Here is a 20,051-nt window from a genome sequence, read left to right on the forward strand (position 1 = left end):
AGTTACTGACCCGGCCCGACCTCGATTCGGAAGATATCTGTGAGCCATGCGGCGAGCGCGAGGAAAACCAGCCCCGCCGCACCCGTTACGTAGACTGGTGTGAGCTGAGTAGTCGTGAAAAGTACCATCGCGGCGAAGAGCAGCGAAACGACGCCGAGGAGTGCGAGCGCCGACGCCGCGCCGAGTCGCCACCAGTGGATGTCGGTCCCCTTCGAGTTCTGTCGGACCACCTGCGCGACGCCCGCGCCGACGACACCGAGGCCGACGAGATACGCGGCGAACAGCACGTCGTAGTTCGCGCCCGCGGAGCCGAACACCGCCTCGATAACGTCGAAGCCGACGATGAGGAGATACCCCGGAATCTGCAACGGTTGGAACTGCACGTATCGGAGTACGAACAGTCCGACGAGGACGGCGGTGGCAACGGTGGCGTCGCGCGCGAACACGTAGCTGCGCGTGCGATTCATAATCGGGATAGAAGGTATGTTTGTATCAGTATTTCCCCGGCGGAACGTGGGGCGTTTGACGGCGTTGTCGGTGAACGTGTCGTCGCGGCTAGACCGGTTCGAACCGGTAGCCGTCCCACTCTTGACTTTCGGGTTCGCGGATGCCAGCGCCGGGTTCGCGGAGTTCCTCGCAGTAGACGGGTTCGACCTCGTCGCCGATATCTACGTCCTCGGTCGTGACCTGTCCGATGGCGCGGGCGGGTTCGCCGTCGACGTCGAACTCGACGATTGCGAGCGTGTTAGGCTGGCGGACGCCGGGCGGCGTCGCGGTCGAGGTCGTCCACGTCAGCACCGTCGCGGTGTACCCGCTCAGGTCGACGGTGCCGACCGGTTCCTCGCCGCCGGGACCGACCGGGTGGCCGGGGTAGGTGATGCTCCCGTCGGGGTAGCGGTACGCCTCCATCGCGGGCGTGTCGTCGGACATTATTGGGACTCCATGATGGTCGTAGTCACGCAGTTGCCGAAGCCGCCGACGTTGCACGCGAGACCGATGTCGGCGTCGACCTGTCGGTCGCCTGCGTCACCGATGAGTTGCTTGTAAATCTCGTACACCTGTGCGACGCCGGACGCGCCGAGCGGGTGACCCTTCGATTTCAGGCCGCCGGAGGTGTTGATGGGGAGTTCGCCGTCGCGGTCCGTGACGCCCTCTTCGACGGCCTTCCAGCCCTCACCCTTCTCGAAGAAGCCGAGGTCTTCGGACTGGAGGAATTCGAGGATGGTGAACATGTCGTGGAGTTCGGCCACGTCGATGTCGTCCGGTTCGAGGTCGGCCATCTCGTAGGCAATGTCGGAAGAGTTGACGACGCCTCCCATCGTGGTCGGGTCGGCGCGCTCGTGGACGACGTGGGTGTCCGTCGCGCCGCCGATACCGGAGATAACGACGTAGTCGTCGGTGTACTCGCGGGCGACCGATTCGGAACAGAAGACGAGCGCCGCAGAACCGTCCGTAATCGGACAGAAGTCGTAGAGACGAAGCGGGTCGGCGACGACCGGCGAGTCGAGAACGGTTTCGAGGTCGACTTCCTTGCGGAACTGGGCGTGGGGATTGTCGAGGCCGTTTTTGTGGTTCTTGACGGCGACTTTCCCGAGTGACTCCCGCGGAGCGTCGTAGGTGTCGAGGTAGAGTCGAGCGGTGAGTCCCGCAAACGAAGGAAGCGTCACGCCGTGTTTGTACTCCACCGGGTGGGTCAGGGAGGCGATAACGTCCGTCGCCTCCGCCGTCGAGCGGTGGGTCATCTTCTCGCCGCCGACGAGCATCGTCATGTCGGACGCACCGGAGGCGACCGACTGCCACGCGGCGTAGACGCCTGCCCCGCCGGACGAGGAGGTCTGGTCGATTCGGGCGGTGTACGCAGGCATCGCCGCGAGGTCGTGAGCGAGGGCGTTCGGCACGCCTGTCTGGCCCTCGAACTCACCGCTCGCCATATTCGAGACGTAGAGGTGCTCGATTTCGTCGGGCGATACGTCGGCGTCCGCGAGTGCGGCTTGGCCGGCCTCGGCAAGCAACTCGCGAATCCACGCGTCGCGCTGCCCGAACTGGGTCATCGATGCACCGATGATCGCTACGCGGTCCATACGCGCACGTCGTCGCACCGAGATTTAAAACCGGCCAATCGCCAGCGGCCACTCTCTCCGCGACCACGTCTCAAACCGTTTATCAGTCAGACACTCGAATCACCGGCCATGGACGCCGAACGTCTCGCGCCAACTATCGGGCTTATTGGTTCGATTCTCCTCGCGGTTGCCGTCGCGGTGCCAGCCGTCGCCGTCGAAGCCAGCAACGGACAGATGGCCGCGTACTACGCTTCCGGCCCTGTCGGCCTCTCTATCGTCGGGATGCTCGCATTGCTCGAAGTCATCGTCTTCCTCTCCGGACGGCAGAACCGGACCGACCCGGCGACGGCCGCCGGTCTCGGGGTCGTGCTCTCGCTTTCGATGCTCGGTCTCGCCGTACTGTGGTCGGTTTCCATCGACCCGACCGTCCTGTTCAGTTTCGAGCAGCAGTACGCGTGGCTCAGCTACCACCGCTGGACAGTCATCGGAGCCGCCGCCGTCGCTCTCGTCGGCGGAGTCGGATACGCTCGGAGCATCCTGTAGACCGGATTCACAATCATCCCTGTACTCCGCGTTTACAACCACCTCAACTGTACTCTACGTTTACAACCGAATCAATCGTTCTCTCGGTGTTCTTCACTCGTCAAACCGGTGTCTCGTTTGTCTCTGTCGCTGTCGGTTTTCGGAACACCCCGTTCGACTGAGCGCCGCCGGACCAGAGTGTGGTTTTGTGCCCCGTTCCCGAGTCGAACCACCCCGACGATGTCCCGTGGTTTTCTGCTCCGCGAGTCGAAAGGCCCTTAACAGTCGGTGGATAATGAGGAAATGGACTAGGTCGGGCAGTTAGGCCCTGCTCTTCACCCGCGAAATAGGTCTTTAGCGGGGACCGAACACGGGCGCGTCCGGTCAGACCGGCGCGGGCCCCGGAAGCCAACGTAGAAACCTCGTCCTTCGGGGACAGCGGTTCCGCGTACCCCTTCCGCAGGGAAGGGTTTGCGCGGTTCATCGGTGGTACCCCGCCAGGCGCGGAAGCGAGCAGCGGACCATCGGACGTGCGTCGCTCGAGGGATCGCGGGGTGGAGGAGGCAACCGGGATTCCCCACGTCGGAACGCCGGGCAACCTCGCTGTCCACCCATTCATACTTCATTTCACGCGCTGACTGTCGGGTCTCTCGACTGAATCACGACTTCGAGAGAGCCTTCAGTCGGCGTCATTCCTTCGATACACAGTCCGTCGCAATCGCTCGCGTCGGTACTCAGAGTCTATAGAAAATCCTGCACGTGGGTTGTCTCCGCAGCGGGACGATTAGCTCTCTGTTTCGGTTTCCGTCTCGGTGGCGGTCGTCTCGGTGGCGGTTGTCTCGGACGTGGTCGTCTCGTCCTCTTCTTCCTCGGATTCTTCGCCTTCTACGCCCTCCTTCAGTTCCTCTTCGATTTCCTGACGTCCGCGGCGGAACTCACCCATCGCCTGGCCGGATGACCGAGCGAGCTGGGGGAGCTTATTCGCGCCGAACAGCAGGATAACGATGAGCAGGACGATAAGCAGTTCTGGACCGCCCGGGAGTCCCGGAAACAGTGGAATGGAGTTGAGCATTACGTTCGCATAGGGTCGGGGGGAAGATAAGAGAGACGGTCCGATTCGGTGAGTGAGAACAGCGGTATCACGTTCACGACGTACCCATCGCCATCGCTCCTTGTTGGTTGTGTCCGCGAAGAATGCACCGGCTGGGAATCGAACCCAGATAATTGGCTTGGAAGGCCAATGTCTTACCATTAGACCACCGGTGCTCACTTTGTTCGCACCGTGCATCGACGAACTCCGTCCGTCTCAACACCGGTGCTTACTCGCTTCGCTCGTTCGCACCGAGCCTCGACCTCACTTCGTTCGGCCGAGACACCGGTGCGCTCGAACCAGCGTCTATTCCCTCATTCTCGACGCCCCAATAAGGATGTTACCTTTTCGATTGGGCGACGATGTTGTCCGATTTTCCCGTGTTATCGGTGTTCTATAACCCGTCTGAGATGAATTCGAGTTCCAACTCAGTCTCAGCGTCGCCGTGTGCGACGACGACGGTCCCGTCTTCCGTCTCGGGGATGTCGACGTCCACTTCACCGTCGGCGTTAGTCGTTCCCACGACCTCGCCGTTCACGGTTACCGTCGCGTTCTCGACGGGAGTCCCGTTCTGCGTGGCGACGAGCGTCACGTTTTCTCCGGCCGTGACGTCGCCGTCAAAACTCACGGAGAGGTTGGACTCGGATTCGGCGCTTGCGTTTTCGGTCGTGTCGTTCTCGCCGGTTGCGTCGGCGGAAACATCAGCATCAGCGGAGGCCTCGACATCGGCGGACGCCTCAGCCTCAGCATCGGCGGACGCCTCAGCGTCTGCGTCAGCGTGCTGCTCCGCGTCGACGTTCTTAATCGGGACATCCGTTCCCGATTCACTGATGACGGGCTTGAGGATGTACTTCCCGCTTTTGCCCGCCTTGAAGGCGGTGATGTCGAAGACGAAGTCAACGGAGGACCCGCTTTCGACCTCGAACGCCGAGTTGAGTTGGAGTTTTTCGCTCGGGAGCTTGATGTTCACCTGCTCGCCGGTCTTGAGCGTCCCGTCGACCTCGCTCACGTGGACGAACACCTTGGTGTAGTTGTCCTCGGGCACGCCGTACTCGCCGACGAGGCTGGCGTTGTCGCCCTGCAGTTCGGTCAGGTCGACGGTCACGTTGTCGACTTCGTAGGTGAGTTTTCCGCTGGTGTTGTCCTCTGTCGAGTCGGCACCGTCGGAGTCTCCTTCGGCGTCAGCATCGTTCTCAACGTCGGCATCTCCCTCGGCGTTCGCTTCGACAGACGCGTTCGTGGAGAGCGAGGTGTTCGACGTGTTCGTCGTTGCCTCGACCTCGACGCTCGCGTTTGCCGTCGCATTCGCCGTGGCGTTGGTCTCGACCGAGTCGTTCTCGGTGTCTGCCGACTCGCTGTCTTCGGCAGTGTCACTCTCGGCGTCGCCTTCCGCACGGACGAGCGTTACACTCTCGATAGTAACGTTGAGGTGCTCGAAGTCAGAGATAGCATTCTGCTCGTCACTCACGTAGAAGTTCATCGTCCCCGTCTCGCTGTCTGTGCTGTCAGTGTCGTCGGACGACGTCGATTCAGTCGTGTCCTCCGACTGCGGGCTGTCCGTCAGTGTGCCTGCTCCACCGGCGCACCCGGCCAAGACGACCATGAGTGCGATCAGAACAGTCGCAAATACAGTACGGTTCATTGCAGGTGACTATACTGACTGGGGGAACTTGAGGGGGGTACTCTTCGGCCTCGAATTTCACCGAATTTCGCCGAATTACGGCCTTAGTCGTCCGCGTGGGACTGGTTGAATTGTTTTGCCTTGGCAAGGAGTCCGGACGAAATTCCGGGAACCTCGTTGATACTCACGTCGCCTTCGGCGCGAATCTCATCGAGGCTCTTCGGGAACTCGCGGAGTTCCATGTGGATTGCGATACCGGCTTTCGCACCCTTGCCCATCGCGACCGGAATCTGGTTGTGACCGGGAGTGATATCGCCCACCGCGAAGACGCCATCGACGCTGGTCCGGCCGTGGTCGTCCACCGGGACGGTTCCGTCGTCGTTGCGTTCGACACCGAGTTGGTCGAAGAGCGTCGTGTTGTACTCGGACCCGTACATTGCGAAGCCACCTTTGTACTCGCGGACGCTCCCGTCTTCGAACTCGAAGCTCTCTAACCAGCCGTCGTCGCGCTTCGTCATGCCCGAAATCTCTTCGTCGATGATGTCGACGGGATGTGCACGGACGAGTTCATCCGTTTCGTCCGACCACGAGGGGTCTTCGCCGCGAAGGAGGATGTCGACCTCGTCGGTGAAGTTGAGCATAATCATGGCGACGTAGGCCGCTGAATCGGAGTGTCCCATGACGTACACCGACTCGTCGACGAACATGTACGCATCACAGTGGAGACAGTAATGCAGTCCCTTCCCGGTGCGGGGAAGCGGCGGGTCGGGTCGTTTGTCGTTGAAACCGACGCCGAGCACGACACGCTCGGCGACGAATTCGCCGTCGTTACCGACGAGACGGAACCGACCGTCGTCGAGTTGTTCGGCGTCGGTCACGAAGTCGCGGTGGATTTCGGTCCCGTAGTCTTCGAGTTGCTGACGCGCCGTGCCGAGGAACTCGTTTCCGGACTGCTCTTCGGTGACGCCGATGACGTTGTGGGTATCGAGCATCATCGCCGCGCGGCCGCCGCCGCGGTCGACGAGTGCGGTGTCGTGACCCAGTCGCGTCGTGTAGAGGGCGCTCTGCAATCCCGCCGGTCCCCCGCCCACGACGACCACCTCGTACTCCTGCCGTTCGTCGGTTTTGGTCATATACGTCGATTCGACGGAATTACCTTAAGCACACATCACCTGTGCACTCGAACCATCCAGCCGCCTAACGTTATCATGGCCCATCCACGTCCGGAGTTATCATGGCCCATCCACGTCCGTACGGACGCGCTTAGCGTCCGGTAACGATGGCGTAACAGTTTCCGCTCGAAATTGTCGATTCGACGACCGAGAGGTCGCTCGCATCGAGGTCGGCGTCGAATTCGTCGGGACCGTAGATGTGATAGAATCGAGGAACTGTCTCACCGCCGGGGAGCGTCCAATCGACAGTCGTGTCGAAGCCCTCGTCCCTGTCGAAGGTGTCGTGGGCGGTGCTCCACGCGCTGACGACTGCGCGCCCGTCGGCACGGAGGACGCGAGCGAGTTCGTTCAGACTCCGGACCCGCGCCTCGCGGGGTGTGAGGTGATGCAGCGTTGCGACGTAGACGGCGATGTCGAAGGCGTCGTCGACGAACGGGAGTCGAGATGCGTCACCCTGCACGAGTCCCGCGTCGAAGCCCCGGTCGCTCGCTCGGGTCGTCGCTTCGTCCAGTAGCCCACGACTAACGTCCAGTCCGACCACCTCGTCGGCGTGCGCGGAGAGGAGTTCGACGTGGCGGCCGTTCCCGCACCCGAGGTCAAGCGCGCACGCGGCGGGGCCGTCTGCTGTGGTCTCCGTGACGAACGACTCGACTTCGGGCCAGGGGTACTCGCGGGTGGACGCGAAGTGCGACGCGATGCGGTCGTAGGTTTCGCGGACCGCCGCTTTGGGGTCGTCCATGCCGGTCGGTCGTGACGGTGAAACAAAGACTGCACGGGTCGTGTCGGCGCGGGCGGACGCCATCGGCTCTGCCTCGCACCCGACTCAGATAACGAGGAAGACCGCGTAGGTGAAAAACAGGAGCAACGCGGCGTGTTTGACGCCGTCTGCGACTTGCCCTTCACCTAACTGTCCGGCGATAATCCCCGAACAGAGGCCCTGAATGGCAGTGACGTGATAGAACAGTACCGTGTACGCGACGGTCTTCACTTCGCGCAGTCCGGAGAACGCCCCCGTGGAGACGCCCGACACCTCTCCGGAGCCAATCGCGCCGGTGCTCGCCTGTTCGACCGCCGGGATGAACGCGACGGTCAAGGCGACGATGATGCCGAGAAAGACGAAAAACGAGATGTAGATGACGAGGAGGTAGGTAATCATCTCCTGTTTCCGTTCGCGGGCGAGTCGACGACTGTCCTGTGCCTCGTTGGCGGCGATTCGAAGCACTGGCCCGAGGTCGCCGCTGGCACTCATCGCATTCGTGATGAGCGTGACCGACCGCGAAATCATCGGACTCGTCGTTCGGCGGTCCATCCGACGGAGGGCGGTCTGTACATCCGCCCCCCAGTCGATGTCCCGGCAGGTACGTTTGACTTCGTCGCTGAGGGGGCCGAGGTCCGATGCGGCCACGCGCCGAAGGCTCTCGACAACGGTGAGTCCGGCCTCGTTGACGCTCGCGAGACGGTCGAGAAAGTCCGGCATATTCCGCTCTATCGCCCGAATCCGGCGCTTTCGAATCTCGTGGAACAGCGAGATGACAAGCAGCGCGACGATAAACGCCTCCACGACGTGTTGGTCGACAGCGTTGACCGCTTCGAGTATCGTCGGGTCGGCGGGAATCGACGACTGGAACGCGACCCAGGCAAGTCCGAGCGGAACCGTGACGACGAGCGTCATCGCAGGTTGTCGACCGAGTTTATCCAGCGGGCGGTCGAGCCACTGTCGAACCCAGCGGAACCGGTCGTACGCTGCGAGTCGTTCGCGGTTTGCCTGCCATCTGTCGGGAGTTTCACCGCCGTCAGTGGCTGGTCGGGAAGCATCGCTCAGTATCTGAGTATGTGCCGAGGCGCTCGCCATCTCGGCGTCTTTATCGACAGTTATCGCCCCTCGGAGCGACTCGGTGAGGCTGTCGATGTAGACGACGAACCCGAAACTCGCCAGTGGTATCGCGACGTAGCCGATGACTCGGATGATGGTCAGTGTGTCGGTGAGGACGAGTCCAATGACGACGAGAATGGTGATAAGAAACAGCGGCCCCGCGACGAGTACGGTAACGTAAACTTCAGCGAACGTAGAGAGGAGTTCGAGATACTGCTGTTGTTGCGCTTCGGCCTGTTCTTGAAACCGCTCGTACTGCTCGCGGAGGAACGCCGAGAGGTTTCGACCACTGCCGAGGACGCTCGCGAGATTCTCCCCGAACTCTTCGAGGCTCGGACTCGGCGTCGATGTCGACATCGACTGTAGCGCGGTGATGACGTCGGTCCCGAACGCGTCCATGTCGCGGACGACGATACCGATTTCACTGGCGGCTTCGCCGTAAATCGACTCGTTGCGTGCGAGCGTTTCGAGCACCTTCGGAAACGGCATTCCGGACCGCGACAGCGCGAAGGTAAACGCTACCGTTCGTGGCAGCGTCGCCTCGATTTCGGATGACCGTGTCCTGGCGACCTCGACGAGGTAATACCAGCGAAGCCAGTAGATTCCGCGTGCGAGTATCGTCCCGAGCGTCGCACTCGAAAATAGGAGCGTGAGGAACAAATCGCGTACTGAGAGTTGTTGAATACTCGTGAGGTTACTGAGGAATTGCAGTGCCCCGGGAAGCATCGTCCGAATCGTCTCCGAAGAGATAGCGAGCAGTTCGAACGCGCCTGCGCCGAGGTAGACGCCGAAGATACTCCCAGAGATACCGAACACGCCCGCAATAAGTAGCGTTCGTGAGGCGTACACACGGTGTGTGGCGCTCACGTGTGCCGCATTGAGTCGTCGCCGTTGTTCGCTCCGACGAGAACTCTCGTTTGCGACGTAAAAACCGAAAATCGGGAGGGCGACCCGCGTGACCAGGAGGTTAGCACGTTGACTCACTGGCGAGAGAAGCACAGGGAGTACGAGACAGACTGCTGCGACAAGCGGCAGGAGAGACAACAGAAGATGCATCTCAGGCACCCGAGCTGGTATCGACGACGTTCTCGTCGGCTTCGACGCGCGCCATCACATCGTCTGCATCGGCGTAGTATTCGTTGATGAGCGCGGTGAAACGTCGGTAGTCGGAGACTTCCTTGTCGAGGAGGTACTGAAGGAACTCCTCGCGGTTTCGAAGTTCGCGCCGGAGTTCGGTCCGGGACCACCCGTTTTCTCGCTGAATCTCGTCGAGTAGCGAGCTATCGTTCCGGTCGAACGTGTCGTCTTCGGGGTCCCACGAGAAGGCCGACGAGTAGTCGAGTTCGCCCGTCCGCTGGTCGATTGCGCCGATTTCGCCGATAGCCTGCGAACGGCGGACGCGCTCGCCCTCGTGACGGGTGAGTGTCTGCACACAAAGCAGGTCGAGCGACTGGACCATCGCACGAGGGACGTTAATCGGTTCGTTCTCCAATCGGTTGATGACCGTCTCGATGCTGTCTGCGTGCATCGTCGAGAACGTCGTGTGGCCCGTGTTCATCGCCTGAAAGAGCGTCACGGCTTCCTTGCCACGAACCTCGCCGACGATGATGTACTCGGGGCGGTGACGAAGCGCCGACCGAAGGAGGTCGTACATCGTGATGTCCGACCCCTGGTGGAGTCGCTCACGGGTGACAGACGAGAGCCAGTTGTCGTGGTACAGCGCGAGTTCGCGGGTGTCCTCGATGGAAAGCACCTTCGACCGCGGCGGAACGAACATCGACACCGCGTTCATCGAGGTAGTCTTCCCGGACGCAGTTCCGCCCGCGAAGATGAGGCTCTTGTTGTGTTCGATACAGAGCCACAGGTACGCCATCTGCTCGATGGAGAACGTGCCGTACTTCACGAGGTCGATGGGAGTAAACGGCTCTTCGGCGTACAATCGGATGGTGAATGCCGACCCTCGTGGAGTGACTTCTTCGCCCAGTGCCAACTCCGCACGAGCACCGTTCGGGAGCGTCGTCCCGAGTACCGGGTCGCCGACGCTTATGTGTTGCCCGGAACGCTGTGCGAGGCGGATGACGAAGTTATCGAGTTCCTCCTTTCTGAAGGCGATGTTCGTCCCGATGTCTGTGTACTCGTCGTGGTAGACGAAAATCGGGAGGTCGTACCCGTCACAGGAGATATCCTCGATGTGCGGGTCGTCCATCAGGGGGTCGAGCGGGCCGTATCCATGGAAGTCACGCCGAAGATAATACAACAGCGTGTAAAACGAGTCCATCCCCAATTCCAGCCCGTACTGTTCGAGAAGCGACTGCAACTCCTCGATAAGCGCCTTTTCGGAAGTCGGGTCGGCGTTCTGTCGGTATAACAGCGGGTCGCGGATGTCGGTTCGAATGCGTTCGAGCAGCGACGCCTCGAACTCGTCGAGGTCTGGTTCGACAGTGTGGTACTGATGGGCGGTTGCGTCCGTGTCGTAGGTAATGACTACGTACGCGAACGGGGCATTTACCCAGTAGCGGTCGATTTCGTGGTGTCCGTCGGGAATGTCGTAGGTTCCGAGTGGTGTTTCACCCGGGGTCAACGGCAGCACGTCGAGATTCGACCCGCGAAGCATCTCCGCGGTCCGCTGGAGGATTCGACGGATTTCTGACGCAGCGATGTCGAACTCGCCGTCTCGAAGGAGTCGAAAAACTCCTCGGTCAGCCGACGAATCGAATGGCGGTCTCGCGTCTCCCTTGGTTTCTCGTGCCATCGTCACCCGGTGAGTTGGTCAGATGGTAAGGTGGGTCCCTACTTAAATGGTCCGCGAATCGTGAATATACGCTGCTTACGAGTGTGCAGTCACGTGCGGTCGACTGTCAGCAACACGCCGCCAAAGACGAGAGAGATAATGACGCCCAGCGGGAGCGGGATGCCGGGAATCCCGCGAGTCGCCAACAGATACGTGGCGACTGCGAGAACGACGCCGGTGAGTCCGAGGAGACCCCCAGCGAGTCGAACCGGGTCGACGGGACCGGCTTCGACCCGCTCTTCGCGCAGGTAGTAGACGACCGAAAAGAGGACGGCGACCGCCATGAGCGCCGCGCCGACGACCCACGCCTGATAGGCGGTGGCGACAGACTGCCCCGACTGGAGCGCCATCGCGGAAAGGGGGTCGCGGACGGCAACGCGCTGGGAGAGTCCCCACGCATACTGGATTTCGGCGAACGGAAATCTGACGTACAGAAGGCTCACCCCAGCGATGTTCGCCGTGTACGTGATGTTCCACGGGAGGAGTGCACAGAGCCACGTCGAGATGACTGCCAGCGCACCTGCGTGTTCAGAGCGGACCCAAACCATGCGGTAATCGGCACAGTGCGACGGGTAAAAACTACCGACCACATCCGGATATCGGTCGGCAAAGGGGCGTCACGTTAATACGTAGCGCAGTACAACGAAGGGATACGGAATGCGGCGTGACTACTTCGAACTCGACGTCCGTGACGTCGATTGGTACGAGGACAGCGGTGACCCTCACCAACCGACGGTCTCCATCGACTTCTATGGCCCGCCCGAAGAGCTTCGAGCGCGCTTTACCGCCTCCGGTGGCGAGGTACTCGCCGCCAAGGAGTTGGACGTGACCTTCCGACTTCAAGGCGCTATCGACGACCCTGATGCACGAGGCGTCGTGAGTGTGACAGACCGACTGACCGGCGACTACGTACTAGAACTCAACGCCCACGCGGACGACGTACTCCACTTTATCGGTGCGGCTCGCGAGTATGGTCGAGCCTCGGACAATATCGACGGACGATATCGCGTGGATGTCTCTATCGAAGGTGAGCACTTTGCGACCTTTGAGAAGTCGACGTTCCTTGTCTACGACGGCGATGGAACGTTGCTTCGCGGTCAGAGTCTCATCCCCTCTGGCGTCGAACTCTGAGCCGCGGTACTCCGACGCTCACGTTCGTTAATGTACGATATCGGCCCGAACCACGTCTTCTTTATCGGCTGCCTCCGCAGAGCGTAGCGTGAGGAACGTAACCGACCGCACGAGAAACCCGTTCGACATGCGACCGTCGTGTGACCGGTTCGTCCCCGGCTACGGCGACGCCAACGCTGACTTTCACGTCATCGGCGACCATCCGGACGTCCACGGCGGTGTCGAAACCGGCGTACCGTTTACGACCGATGCGAATGATGGATTCCAAGCGGCGCTCAAGGAGGCCGGTCTGCTGGAAACGACGGGCGACGAACCGACAGTGAACAGAACGTTCTTTTCGTACCTGCACATGTGCGTGCCGGACGGAACCCCGACAGCAGCCGACTATACCGACATGGAGCGGTTCTTCGACGCGGAACTCCGCGCTATCGCCGCGCACGTACTCCTCCCGGTCGGCGCGGTGGCGACGGAACACGTGTTGAACAACTACACGTCCGTCGGCTGGAAGACGACCATCGACATGGAGGAACTGCACGGAACAGAACTCCGAGGCAGTGGTTTTCTCGTATTGCCTATCAAGGACCCGGTAGAGTGGGACGACGGCGACCACGACGAACTCGTCGTTGGACTGTTGGAACTCCAGTCGACCGACTTCCGCCGTGAATCCGATCTCGGTCGATTCATGCCCGGAGCCGACCCGTACCTGGTCAGATAACGTACTTTCGACCGTATTCGACCGTAGTCGTTCGATTCTCTGAATTCTTCACGATTCTGCCGTTCGTTCGTCCAGTAAGAACCATTAGGGTTATCATTTGTTCACTAAATGCGGCTAAATGGGTGAAATAAGAGTATATTTATCCAGAGGTTCTGGAGGCCATGGTCCAAATTGGCGAGAACAAAGGACTTTTTACAACAAGCATCCAACGTGGTGATGACGCGCGTGGTTCGATTCATTTCCGCCGGGCGCGTCAGGCAACTGTGAGACTGGTGCTCCTCGCAGTGGCTTGGTCAGTCCGGGGACTCGCGCTCGGCCGCGGTCCCCGCTCTTACTCCTTACAAGAGCGACAGCTCTATGTCGCCGTTACTGGTCGATACGTCGAGCGTCGGCCCACCCTCGCTGAGCGTCCCGCTTAGCCCGGTCCGAGAGGAAGTGGCGTCGGACAACGAGAGGCCAGTCGATTCGACCGACCCGTTAGTCGTCTGTGCGACGAGTTCAGCATTTAATTCCTGAGCGAGCGCCGCATCGACGCCCCCGTTTGAGGACTCGATAGTCGTGTCGTCACGAATCGCTGGAACGTCTACTTCAACCGAGCCATTCGTGGTCTGGGCCGTGTCGATGCCGCCCACGTCCTGTGCAGTGATGCTTCCGTTGGTGGTCGAAAGCGCCACAAACCCGTCGATTCGGCGTGCTTCGACGCTTCCGTTCGTCGACTGCGTTTCGAGGTCACCGGTGGTCCCTTGGATGTCGACACCCCCATTCGTCGTCGTCGCACGACCGACTGGGAGTTCCGGCGGGACGCGAACCTCGAGGTTGACGCTGACTCGGTCGGCAGCCTCAGCTTGGTCGACTCGCTCGATAGTGAGTGGTTTGTCCCCCGTTGCATCGACCTGCACCGAGTCGAAATCGTCAGCGGAAAATCCACGTTTGACGATGTGAAGCTCGATTCCGTCTTCATCCCACGTGTGAATCTGGATACCTCCGTTACTGTTCAGTACCTCGACTGATTCGACATCCGCGGCCGAGACTGTTCGAGTCTCTTCTTCGCGTGCCTCGATTCCCGGTGCCGTACACCCTGCGAGTCCGGCGATTCCAAGCGCAGCACCGAGTCGAAGGAAGGAACGTCTGGTGCGGGATAACATGTACTCACAAACACCCTGGAATGACGATGTGTTTTTCGACTGAGGTTTTTAAACGCGGTCAGCGAGACGTTTCAACGCCCCGTATCCGTACTGCAGTATCGGGTCTCCGTGGCCCGTCGCAATCACGTCGACTGCCGGACAACGGTCGGCGAACTCGCGGATACTTCGGCGGTTTTCGGCTCTGTTGGCAGTCATCACCCACGGCGTTGGCGCGAGTTTTCCATCCGATTCGCGGGCCATGTCGCCGACGAACGCAACGCCGTGTTGCTCGTGGACGTATGCAGTGTGCCCGGGTGTGTGTCCCGGCGTTCGGTACGCGACGAATCCGCCGAGTTCGTCGCCGTCGTTGACGACTTCGACCGGGTTCGTCGGCCGTTCAAGTAGTGGGGAGAAGAGTCGCTGGAGGAGACCTTTGTGCGAGCGAATCGGTGGCTTCGACTGTCCCGTCACATACGACGCGTCCGGCTCTGCGATGTGGATTGGGACGTCCGAGCGAAGTCCGAGAGCAGCAAGCGTCCCAACGTGGTCGAGGTCGTAGTGCGTCACGAGGACGCGGTCTATGTCACCCGCAGTAAGCCCGGCATCGACGAGACCACGCAGCATCCGGTCGCGGTCCCACGGCGTGCCAGCATCGACGAGAACCACGTCGCCATCGTCGGAAACGAGATACGCATTCACCCCACGAAGTCGAAACCGACGGACCGAGTCGCGCAACGCACTCATATATCGACCTTGCGCTCAGACGACAAAAACCGTCGGCAGACTCGGCCGATTCGGTGACCTACCGGGAGGCAAAGAGGTACTGACCGGCATCGGCCAAGAACCCGCCGCCCCCGATAAGGGGACAAATCACGAGTCCGAAGAGGTCGATAGCAACGGGCCGAGTGAATCCGAGTGCGCCCGCCGCGATGACCAGCACCGGAACGATGGCAGCCAACGCGTAGAGCCACGTCGTCCACGCGTGTCCGAATCGACCGATGACGGCGAGAAGCGTGGTCGCGAGAAGGACCGAAGCCACCGGGAGGATGAGCGTCGTCGGCGACGACGAGGCGGCGACTTGCAGCGCGGCGATACTCGGGAGCGAGAGTGGAGACGACGCGAGAAGCGCCTGTACCGGTGCACCCGTGTCTATCGAGAGGAGCGCCGTCACGAACTCTGAACCAGTTGTGCTGAGGTACCACCCGAAGCTACCGAGATACACGAGCAGTGAGGCGAGCGTGAGTCCCCATCCGTACCAAAGCGGGTTCGTCGCGTCGCGCTCGGTCGTGGTTGTAGCTTCAGAGCGGTTTTTCTCGCGCTCGAACCGATTGGTCGTTCTCCCGCCGCCGGTTCGCGACGCTCGGCGGTTAGTGTCTGATGACCGACGGTTGGTTTGAGTTCGGGACGACCCGCTGGACGACCCAGTTGACGAGGATGTCGACCCTGCGGACGATGACCGCGAAGCTGTGGTCCGCGAGGATGAAGCACGGGACGACGACTGATTCGGCGTAGATGACCGGGCCGATGAGGACGACGAGGACGAGGAAGTGGAAGACGAAGCGGACGACGAGGATGAGGAAGCGGACGATGAGGAAGACGACCCCGAAGAAGACGAGCGGGCGTTTGTGTCGGTTGTATCTGTACTCTCTTCCTGTCCGGCCTGCCCGGGGAACTTGAACTTGGCTAGGCCATCGAGCCGTTTTTCGACGTACTTCCCGTGACCCATCCGGTCGTAGTCGGCGCGTTCTGCCTCGTCGGTGAGGACTTCGTAGGCCTTTCTGACGGCGGTGAACTGCGCTGGCGCTCGCTCGTCGTCGTTGACGTCGGGATGGTACTCCCGCGCCTTCTGGCGAAAGGCTTGCTTGATTTCGCCCCTCTCGGCGTCGCGTTCGACCCCGAGGAGTTCGTAGAAGTCCACCGGCATTCGATGTGCGATTCGATGCAACGACGGCTTTTGAATGTACCGGGCATATCAGCGTTTGATATGTCTCTCCACCCTCGGTGTTGACGGGTCACTGACACCGCCGAGTTCCTTCGGAATAATCATGAACCTCCACGGCCAGATGGCCGCATGGAACGAATTCGGCTCGGAAACACCGTCTTCGAAGGCCGGAACAACGCATACCTCATCCCCGGCGACCGACCGACGTTAGTCGACGTCGGCGTCGCGACGGATTCGGTTCGGCACGACGTTCGAGACGGCTTGCAGGCGGCCGGGTACGAGGTGTCCGACCTCGAAGCAATCGTCCTCACGCACTGGCACGCGGACCACACCGGCTTGGCAGGTGAACTACAGGCTGAAAGTGGCGCGTCAGTCTACGTCCACGCGGACGACGCCGGTATCGTTGCTGGCGACCCCGAAGCGCTCGCCGAAGAGCGCGATATCCGCGACCGCCGCTTCAGCGAATGGGGAATTCCCGATGGCCCGCTCGACGAAGTGACCTCGTTCCTCGACGGCCACGACGAACTACAGGGCGACCGCGTCGATGTCACCCCGGTCGAAGACGGCGACCGAATCGCCGCCGGCGACGACGAACTCGAAGTCGTCCACTTCCCCGGCCACGCCGCCGGGTTGAGCGCCTTTGCCTTCGACGGCGACGACGGCCGCGAGGCGTTCGTCGGCGACGTGATTCTCCCGAAATACACGCCGAACGTCGGCGGCGCGGACCTCCGGGTCGACCGACCGCTCGAAACCTACCTCGACAGTCTCGCTCGCCTCGCCGACCAGAACTTCGCGCGGGCGTGGCCCGGTCACCGCGACCCCATCGACGACCCGGCAGAACGAGCGCGCGTCATCGCCGAGCACCACCGCGAGCGCACCCGGCGCGTCCTCTCGGTGCTCGACGAACACGGCCCGGCGGACGCATGGACCGTGAGTGCCCACCTCTTCGGCGACCTCTCGAACATCCACATCCTCCACGGTCCCGGCGAGGCGTTTGCCCACCTCGACCACCTCGTCGCCGAGGGCGTTATCGAGCGCGACGGCACCGAGTACGTGGCGGCCGCCGGCGACGTTGCAGTAGACGAACTCGTCCCTGTACCCGAGACGAAACGTTAAAACGCCGCTGGAGGGAACGGAGAGCCATGGAACTGCGGGTCATCGACAAGACCGACGAGGAACTCCGCATCGAAATCGGCGGCGAGGACCACACCTTCATGAACGTGCTGAAGGGTGAACTCCTCGAGACCGAAAGCGTCACTGCGGCCACCTACGACGTGAACCCCGAACAGTCCGGCGGCCAGACGGACCCCGTGCTCTCTATCAAGACGGAAGCGGGCGTCGACCCCCTCGACGCGCTCGGGGAGGCCGCCCGCGGCGTACAGAACACCGCCGAAAACATCACTTCGGCCTACGAAGCCGGTATCGACGCCTAATCTACGGACTTCTCTCTTCGTTTCTCACCCGCTGAGCGACGCGTCTCTGTGTGTGCCTTTCGCGTAGACGCTGTTTCCGTTGGTCGCGCCCGCTTAGTCGGCGTGCCCGTGGCCCTGCGCACTGTGTCCACCTTCTGAGCCGCCGGGTCCTTCGTAGTTCATCTCACCCGCCTCGATGCGGACCTGCAACCAGTTTTCCATCGGAACGAGCGGACACTCGTACCGTGGAGAGTACGCACAGAACGGGTTGTACGCGTAGTTGAAATCAAGGACCCACCGGCCGTCGTCGGTCCGGTCGGACGCTTCGAGGTCGAGATACCGGCCAGCACCGTAGGTCTCGTTCGTGTTCGTCTCGTCGCGGAAGGGGACCCAGAGCCGGTCCTCGTCGGGAGTCGAGCGGTAGGCGTCGAGAGCGTACGTCTCCCCGTCGAGTTCGAACGCGAAGCGGCCCCAGACGAGGTATTCGCGCTCGCCATCGGTCGACGTCCCGATGGTGATGGTTTCGGGGTCGTCGTACTCCTGTAGTTCGAGTTCGTATCGGAGGTTCGAGTCGGGGTCGAAGTAATCGAGACCGTCGAAGTGTTCGCGCTGGTCTGCCGGAATCGGCGAGTGGGTATCCGTGGCGAGAAAGCGGTCCTTCTGCTCGCGGTGTTTCCGGAGTTCTGAGAGCCAAGAAGCGTCGTGGGTCATCGCGAATCGAGATTTGTCGCCAGATGAGGTTAAGATTGGTTCCGACTGCGCAGGGGACGCACGACCGCAACAGGAGGGAATGCGCGGAAAATGCCCGCAGCAGGAAGGGGGAAGAGGAAGGGGGAGAGGAAGGGGGAAGAGGAAGGGGAAGAGGAAGGGGGAGAGGAAGGGGGAAGAGGAAGGGGAAGAGGAAGGGGGAGAGGGAGAGGAAGAGGGAAGAGGAAGGAGGACGGAAAAGGGAGCGTAAAAAACGACCGAACAGAAAGGAGTGGCTTTCCTTACAGACGAACCGGCACGTCGTGGTCGTCGAGGTACTCCTTTACGTCCTGAATCGAGTACTCGTCGAAGTGGAAGATAGAGGCGGCGAGACCGGCGTCTGCACCGGCTTCGGTGAACACCTCGTGCATGTCTTCGGGACCACCACACCCGGAGGAGGCGATAACGGGCGTCGAGACGTTGTCGCAGACGGCTTTCGTCAGCGGGATGTCGTAGCCGTCTTTCGTTCCGTCGGTGTCGATGGAGTTGATGAAGAGTTCGCCAGCACCGCGGGATTCGGCCTCGCGGGCCCACTCGACCACGTCGACGCCGGTTCCTTCGCGGCCGCCCTTGACGGTGCATTCGAACCAGCATGATTCGCCGTCGACGTCGGCGTAGAACTCGCCTTCTTCGTCGTAGCGGCGGCGGGCGTCGACCGAGATAACGATACACTGGCTTCCGAAGGACCGGGCACCCTTCTCGATGAGGTCGGGATTCTCCAGCGCCGCGGTGTTGATAGAGACTTTGTCGGCACCGGCGCGGAGCGTCTCTTTGATGTCGTCGCGGGTGCGGATGCCGCCACCAACGGTCAGCGGGATGAACACCTCGTCGGCGACGTTCGAGACGGTGTCGAGCATCGTCTCGCGGCCGTCGGCGGAGGCCGTGATGTCGAGAAAGACGAACTCGTCCGCGCCCGCCTCGTTGTAGCGTTTGGCCATCTCGACGGGGTCACCCGTGTACTTCAGGTCCTCGAAGTTGACCCCGGTATAGACGGCCGGATTGCCGTCCTCGTCGAGGTCGACGTCGATACAGGGGATGATGCGCTTCGTGAGCATTCGTTACCGAATCGTTGGCGAAAGAGCCGTTTCACCGTTTCGACTACGGCAGGTGGCTCCACTCGGCGCGTCCAGCCCGTGGAAGTGGCCGCTCTGGCGGCGGTGGCGCTACACTGATACCGCTCTCCGGACTTGTCAGTGGCATGGATGCATCGACTCTCTTCCACCTCCACTACCACGTTCCCGATGTCGAATATGCGGCCACGGTCCTCTCGTCGTTCGGCATCACGCCCGCAGCGCGCTTCGGTTCGGTCGACGGCGAATCGGTCGCGCTGGAACCCGACGAGAATGCCCCACGCGACTTCCGACTTCGGTTACAGACGAACCGCGGCGGCACAGCCGACGTGACGCTCACGCCAGCGCCGCGACTGGCGTTCGACCACTTCGGCGTGATAGTCGACGACATTGCGGCGGTCGTCGAGCGGGCCGAGGCGCGCGACTGGTCGGTGACTGAAAACGAGCGCCGGACGTTCCTCGTCACCCCGTGGGGCTTCCGAATCGAACTCCAGTCGCCCGACAGCGACCTCGTGTCGGAACTCGGCGACGCGACCGACTGCCACTTCCGCGAAGTTTCGTTGGTCGTCCCGGTGGAGGCGCGCGACCAAATAGACCGGGCGATTCGGACAGTCGTCGGCGATGTGTCGAACCTTCGGGTCGTCCCCGTGCGCGAGTCGACTCCCGCAGTGACGGGGGCACTTCTCGGCGGGAGCGAAGTCGAGACACAGCGGTTCGATATGCGGTCGCTGGTCGAAGATGCGGATGGGACGGGAGACCACGCGAGGCCGTAGTCGCAGTG

At 61.5% G+C, this 20,051-nt stretch carries 21 protein-coding genes, 1 tRNA gene and 1 other RNA gene; 7 read left to right on the forward strand and 16 right to left on the reverse strand.

Annotated elements, in window-relative coordinates; translation table 11 throughout:
- Positions 1-2: 2 nt before the first annotated feature.
- The 3 genes from HFX_RS04975 to HFX_RS04985 all read right to left on the reverse strand — a co-directional run bounded on the left by HFX_RS04975 (position 3) and on the right by HFX_RS04985 (position 2,081).
- Positions 3-467 (reverse strand): hypothetical protein, encoded by a 465-nt coding sequence (locus HFX_RS04975; protein ID WP_004572649.1) that lies wholly within the window; start codon positions 465-467, stop codon positions 3-5.
- Positions 468-555: 88 nt separating this feature from the next.
- Entirely contained in the window at positions 556-930 is a 375-nt protein-coding gene (locus tag HFX_RS04980; protein WP_004572648.1) for an OB-fold domain-containing protein, read from the reverse strand.
- Complete coding sequence (locus HFX_RS04985) at positions 930-2,081, reverse strand: thiolase family protein (RefSeq protein ID WP_004572647.1); 1,152 nt, start codon at positions 2,079-2,081, stop codon at positions 930-932. Before HFX_RS04985 ends, HFX_RS04980 begins: the two co-directional genes overlap by 1 nt.
- Before the next feature lie 108 nt (positions 2,082-2,189).
- On the opposite strand from HFX_RS04985, the gene HFX_RS04990 reads away from it, so the two are divergent.
- Both HFX_RS04990 and ffs read left to right on the forward strand, forming a co-directional pair.
- Entirely contained in the window at positions 2,190-2,603 is a 414-nt protein-coding gene (locus tag HFX_RS04990; RefSeq protein ID WP_004572646.1) for a DUF7548 family protein, read from the forward strand.
- Positions 2,604-2,883: 280 nt separating this feature from the next.
- Positions 2,884-3,195, forward strand: an RNA gene (gene ffs, locus HFX_RS14880) — signal recognition particle sRNA.
- Positions 3,196-3,366: 171 nt separating this feature from the next.
- On the opposite strand, the gene HFX_RS04995 is transcribed toward ffs, so the two are convergent.
- The 8 genes from HFX_RS04995 to HFX_RS05030 all read right to left on the reverse strand — a co-directional run bounded on the left by HFX_RS04995 (position 3,367) and on the right by HFX_RS05030 (position 11,677).
- A complete protein-coding gene (locus HFX_RS04995; RefSeq protein ID WP_004572645.1) occupies positions 3,367-3,654 on the reverse strand; it encodes a Sec-independent protein translocase subunit TatA/TatB in 288 nt (95 codons plus the stop codon).
- A gap of 123 nt (positions 3,655-3,777) precedes the next feature.
- Positions 3,778-3,848: transfer RNA gene (locus tag HFX_RS05000), tRNA-Gly, on the reverse strand.
- 218 nt (positions 3,849-4,066) lie between these two features.
- Positions 4,067-5,275, reverse strand: coding sequence for a DUF4382 domain-containing protein (locus HFX_RS05005; RefSeq protein WP_004572644.1), 1,209 nt, complete (start codon positions 5,273-5,275; stop codon positions 4,067-4,069).
- A 122-nt stretch (positions 5,276-5,397) separates the two neighbouring features.
- The gene (locus HFX_RS05010; RefSeq protein WP_004572643.1) at positions 5,398-6,426 is read right to left on the reverse strand and encodes an NAD(P)/FAD-dependent oxidoreductase; all 1,029 of its coding nucleotides are present in this window, start codon (positions 6,424-6,426) and stop codon (positions 5,398-5,400) included.
- A gap of 130 nt (positions 6,427-6,556) precedes the next feature.
- Positions 6,557-7,204: a class I SAM-dependent methyltransferase gene (locus HFX_RS05015; RefSeq protein WP_179955372.1), complete on the reverse strand. Its 648-nt coding sequence runs from the start codon at positions 7,202-7,204 to the stop codon at positions 6,557-6,559.
- Between the two features lie 84 nt (positions 7,205-7,288).
- Entirely contained in the window at positions 7,289-9,394 is a 2,106-nt protein-coding gene (locus HFX_RS05020) for a type II secretion system F family protein (RefSeq protein ID WP_004572641.1), read from the reverse strand.
- Position 9,395: 1 nt separating this feature from the next.
- The gene (locus HFX_RS05025; RefSeq protein WP_004572640.1) at positions 9,396-11,090 is read right to left on the reverse strand and encodes a type II/IV secretion system ATPase subunit; all 1,695 of its coding nucleotides are present in this window, start codon (positions 11,088-11,090) and stop codon (positions 9,396-9,398) included.
- Positions 11,091-11,179: 89 nt separating this feature from the next.
- The gene (locus tag HFX_RS05030; RefSeq protein WP_004572639.1) at positions 11,180-11,677 is read right to left on the reverse strand and encodes a DUF7549 family protein; all 498 of its coding nucleotides are present in this window, start codon (positions 11,675-11,677) and stop codon (positions 11,180-11,182) included.
- A gap of 109 nt (positions 11,678-11,786) precedes the next feature.
- Here HFX_RS05030 and HFX_RS05035 point away from each other — a divergent pair, with 109 nt between their 5' ends.
- Positions 11,787-12,260 carry a DUF5793 family protein gene (locus tag HFX_RS05035; protein WP_004572638.1) on the forward strand — a complete coding sequence of 158 codons (474 nt, stop codon included), beginning with the start codon at positions 11,787-11,789 and terminating at the stop codon, positions 12,258-12,260.
- 88 nt (positions 12,261-12,348) lie between these two features.
- A complete protein-coding gene (locus tag HFX_RS05040; RefSeq protein ID WP_014732226.1) occupies positions 12,349-12,975 on the forward strand; it encodes a uracil-DNA glycosylase family protein in 627 nt (208 codons plus the stop codon).
- A 338-nt stretch (positions 12,976-13,313) separates the two neighbouring features.
- On the opposite strand, the gene HFX_RS05045 is transcribed toward HFX_RS05040, so the two are convergent.
- From HFX_RS05045 to HFX_RS05055, 3 genes are read right to left on the reverse strand one after another with little or no spacing between them, the layout of a single operon-like run.
- Positions 13,314-14,120 carry a DUF4097 family beta strand repeat-containing protein gene (locus HFX_RS05045; RefSeq protein ID WP_004572636.1) on the reverse strand — a complete coding sequence of 269 codons (807 nt, stop codon included), beginning with the start codon at positions 14,118-14,120 and terminating at the stop codon, positions 13,314-13,316.
- Positions 14,121-14,168: 48 nt separating this feature from the next.
- Entirely contained in the window at positions 14,169-14,843 is a 675-nt protein-coding gene (locus tag HFX_RS05050; protein WP_004572635.1) for an MBL fold metallo-hydrolase, read from the reverse strand.
- Between the two features lie 58 nt (positions 14,844-14,901).
- Positions 14,902-16,023, reverse strand: a complete 1,122-nt coding sequence (locus HFX_RS05055; protein WP_004572634.1) for a DnaJ domain-containing protein — start codon at positions 16,021-16,023, stop codon at positions 14,902-14,904.
- A gap of 147 nt (positions 16,024-16,170) precedes the next feature.
- On the opposite strand from HFX_RS05055, the gene HFX_RS05060 reads away from it, so the two are divergent.
- Both HFX_RS05060 and HFX_RS05065 read left to right on the forward strand, forming a co-directional pair.
- A complete protein-coding gene (locus HFX_RS05060) occupies positions 16,171-17,157 on the forward strand; it encodes an MBL fold metallo-hydrolase (protein ID WP_004572633.1) in 987 nt (328 codons plus the stop codon).
- A gap of 26 nt (positions 17,158-17,183) precedes the next feature.
- Positions 17,184-17,474: a DNA-directed RNA polymerase subunit L gene (locus tag HFX_RS05065; RefSeq protein WP_004572632.1), complete on the forward strand. Its 291-nt coding sequence runs from the start codon at positions 17,184-17,186 to the stop codon at positions 17,472-17,474.
- Positions 17,475-17,567: 93 nt separating this feature from the next.
- On the opposite strand, the gene HFX_RS05070 is transcribed toward HFX_RS05065, so the two are convergent.
- Both HFX_RS05070 and hisF read right to left on the reverse strand, forming a co-directional pair.
- The gene (locus HFX_RS05070; RefSeq protein ID WP_004572631.1) at positions 17,568-18,164 is read right to left on the reverse strand and encodes a DUF1684 domain-containing protein; all 597 of its coding nucleotides are present in this window, start codon (positions 18,162-18,164) and stop codon (positions 17,568-17,570) included.
- Positions 18,165-18,442: 278 nt separating this feature from the next.
- Positions 18,443-19,255 (reverse strand): imidazole glycerol phosphate synthase subunit HisF, encoded by an 813-nt coding sequence (hisF, locus tag HFX_RS05075; RefSeq protein WP_004572630.1) that lies wholly within the window; start codon positions 19,253-19,255, stop codon positions 18,443-18,445.
- Positions 19,256-19,398: 143 nt separating this feature from the next.
- Here hisF and HFX_RS05080 point away from each other — a divergent pair, with 143 nt between their 5' ends.
- The gene (locus HFX_RS05080) at positions 19,399-20,043 is read left to right on the forward strand and encodes a VOC family protein (RefSeq protein ID WP_004572629.1); all 645 of its coding nucleotides are present in this window, start codon (positions 19,399-19,401) and stop codon (positions 20,041-20,043) included.
- Positions 20,044-20,051 lie beyond the last annotated feature (8 nt).

It is taken from the genome of Haloferax mediterranei ATCC 33500, assembly GCF_000306765.2.
Classification (GTDB): Archaea; Halobacteriota; Halobacteria; order Halobacteriales; family Haloferacaceae; genus Haloferax; species Haloferax mediterranei.

Bases quoted from the DNA above. Each gene is read 5' to 3' on its own strand.
- HFX_RS04975 (WP_004572649.1), bottom strand. From the start codon at position 467: ATGAATCGCACGCGCAGCTACGTGTTCGCGCGCGACGCCACCGTTGCC.
- HFX_RS04980 (WP_004572648.1), bottom strand. From the start codon at position 930: ATGTCCGACGACACGCCCGCGATGGAGGCGTACCGCTACCCCGACGGG.
- HFX_RS04985 (WP_004572647.1), bottom strand. From the start codon at position 2,081: ATGGACCGCGTAGCGATCATCGGTGCATCGATGACCCAGTTCGGGCAG.
- HFX_RS04990 (WP_004572646.1), top strand. From the start codon at position 2,190: ATGGACGCCGAACGTCTCGCGCCAACTATCGGGCTTATTGGTTCGATT.
- HFX_RS04995 (WP_004572645.1), bottom strand. From the start codon at position 3,654: ATGCTCAACTCCATTCCACTGTTTCCGGGACTCCCGGGCGGTCCAGAA.
- HFX_RS05005 (WP_004572644.1), bottom strand. From the start codon at position 5,275: ATGGTCGTCTTGGCCGGGTGCGCCGGTGGAGCAGGCACACTGACGGAC.
- HFX_RS05010 (WP_004572643.1), bottom strand. From the start codon at position 6,426: ATGACCAAAACCGACGAACGGCAGGAGTACGAGGTGGTCGTCGTGGGC.
- HFX_RS05015 (WP_179955372.1), bottom strand. From the start codon at position 7,204: ATGGACGACCCCAAAGCGGCGGTCCGCGAAACCTACGACCGCATCGCG.
- HFX_RS05020 (WP_004572641.1), bottom strand. From the start codon at position 9,394: ATGCATCTTCTGTTGTCTCTCCTGCCGCTTGTCGCAGCAGTCTGTCTC.
- HFX_RS05025 (WP_004572640.1), bottom strand. From the start codon at position 11,090: ATGGCACGAGAAACCAAGGGAGACGCGAGACCGCCATTCGATTCGTCG.
- HFX_RS05030 (WP_004572639.1), bottom strand. From the start codon at position 11,677: ATGGTTTGGGTCCGCTCTGAACACGCAGGTGCGCTGGCAGTCATCTCG.
- HFX_RS05035 (WP_004572638.1), top strand. From the start codon at position 11,787: ATGCGGCGTGACTACTTCGAACTCGACGTCCGTGACGTCGATTGGTAC.
- HFX_RS05045 (WP_004572636.1), bottom strand. From the start codon at position 14,120: ATGTTATCCCGCACCAGACGTTCCTTCCTTCGACTCGGTGCTGCGCTT.
- HFX_RS05050 (WP_004572635.1), bottom strand. From the start codon at position 14,843: ATGAGTGCGTTGCGCGACTCGGTCCGTCGGTTTCGACTTCGTGGGGTG.
- HFX_RS05055 (WP_004572634.1), bottom strand. From the start codon at position 16,023: ATGCCGGTGGACTTCTACGAACTCCTCGGGGTCGAACGCGACGCCGAG.
- HFX_RS05060 (WP_004572633.1), top strand. From the start codon at position 16,171: ATGGAACGAATTCGGCTCGGAAACACCGTCTTCGAAGGCCGGAACAAC.
- HFX_RS05065 (WP_004572632.1), top strand. From the start codon at position 17,184: ATGGAACTGCGGGTCATCGACAAGACCGACGAGGAACTCCGCATCGAA.
- HFX_RS05070 (WP_004572631.1), bottom strand. From the start codon at position 18,164: ATGACCCACGACGCTTCTTGGCTCTCAGAACTCCGGAAACACCGCGAG.
- hisF (WP_004572630.1), bottom strand. From the start codon at position 19,255: ATGCTCACGAAGCGCATCATCCCCTGTATCGACGTCGACCTCGACGAG.
- HFX_RS05080 (WP_004572629.1), top strand. From the start codon at position 19,399: ATGGATGCATCGACTCTCTTCCACCTCCACTACCACGTTCCCGATGTC.